This window comes from Streptomyces botrytidirepellens (assembly GCF_003721215.1).
Classification (GTDB): Bacteria; Actinomycetota; Actinomycetes; order Streptomycetales; family Streptomycetaceae; genus Streptomyces; species Streptomyces himastatinicus.
The window spans coordinates 1-1068 of sequence record NZ_RIBZ01000429.1; the positions used below are offsets into that span (position 1 = coordinate 1).

Consider the following 1068-nt stretch of genomic DNA (forward strand, 5'->3'; position numbering starts at 1 on the left):
AACCCGAGTCCGCCGCCGAAACCAAGGGCACCGCGGAGCCGACGAGCTCCGAGGAGCTCTCCGGCACTGCCGAAACGGAACCCGCCCCGGCCCCGCCCGAGCCGGAAGCCACCCCGGGCGGGCCTGAAAACCCGGCGGCCGGACCCGAAAGCCCGGCGGGAGTGCCCGAGGGCACCACGCCGGGACCGATGCGAGACAGTGAACCGGCTGCCGCCGGTGGAGGAGTTGAGCGTATGGCAGCAAAAGTGACGTACGAGTCCGTCAGGGACGAGAGCGATGAACTCACCCTCATGTGCGAGGAGGACTTCGCGACCTACGAGCGGATCGGCAAGCGCTGCGAGCGGGAGATCGGCAAGGGCGACTGGCTGATCGCGGAACTCACCGCCCGCGGAGCCGGGCCGGGCCTCCTCGCGTGGATCACGCGCTGTAAGGAGAACTACGGCACGATCTACAGCGAGCTCGGCCAGCTGAAGCAAAACACCAAGGCGCAGGGCGAGAAGGTCGTCCAGGCCAAGGCTCTGCTGGAGGCCGGACAGGGCGTCTACGCACGCCAGGCCAAGGACATGGAGCGCGTCATGGACCGCGACTTCTACCTCTCCGACGCGGTCGACTCCGAGGACGCCTCCGCGCACGAGGTCTACGAGACGAGGGGAGCCTGATCATGGGCGCAGCAACTCAGGCCATCGGCGGCGCAGTCTCCTACGTGGCCCTCCTTACGAAGGCGGCGGCCTACGGCATCCACGCCGGCACCACCAAGCGGGCCGTCGAGCGGCTCAAGGCCCGCTTCCAGGACCGCGGCGCCTCGGCCAAGTACCTGTCCGAGGCGATGGGCAAGCTGAGGGTCGACGAGCCGACCACGACTGCCTACATGGAGGTCTTCACGCTGTCGGAAACGATGGCGGCCAACGTTGACGGCATCGTCGCCGGCGCCGACTCCCTGACCACCAACGCCCAGGGCCTGGCGCAGGAGACCGAAGCTGAGCACGGCCGGATGGCGGAGCTCAACCGCACGCACGACGTGCAGATGGCCGACCGCGAGTTCATCCAGCGCTAGGCACACGACACCCA

General features: G+C 68.5%; 2 protein-coding genes. Both read left to right on the plus strand.

The genetic code is table 11. The annotated features are described in order from the left end of the window. Positions 1-233 precede the first annotated feature (233 nt). Positions 234-659, plus strand: a complete 426-nt coding sequence (locus EEJ42_RS51240) for a hypothetical protein (RefSeq protein WP_184503359.1) — start codon at positions 234-236, stop codon at positions 657-659. Between the two features lie 2 nt (positions 660-661). Then, positions 662-1054 carry a hypothetical protein gene (locus EEJ42_RS31375; protein WP_123105243.1) on the plus strand — a complete coding sequence of 131 codons (393 nt, stop codon included), beginning with the start codon at positions 662-664 and terminating at the stop codon, positions 1052-1054. The last annotated feature ends 14 nt before the right edge of the window (positions 1055-1068 follow it).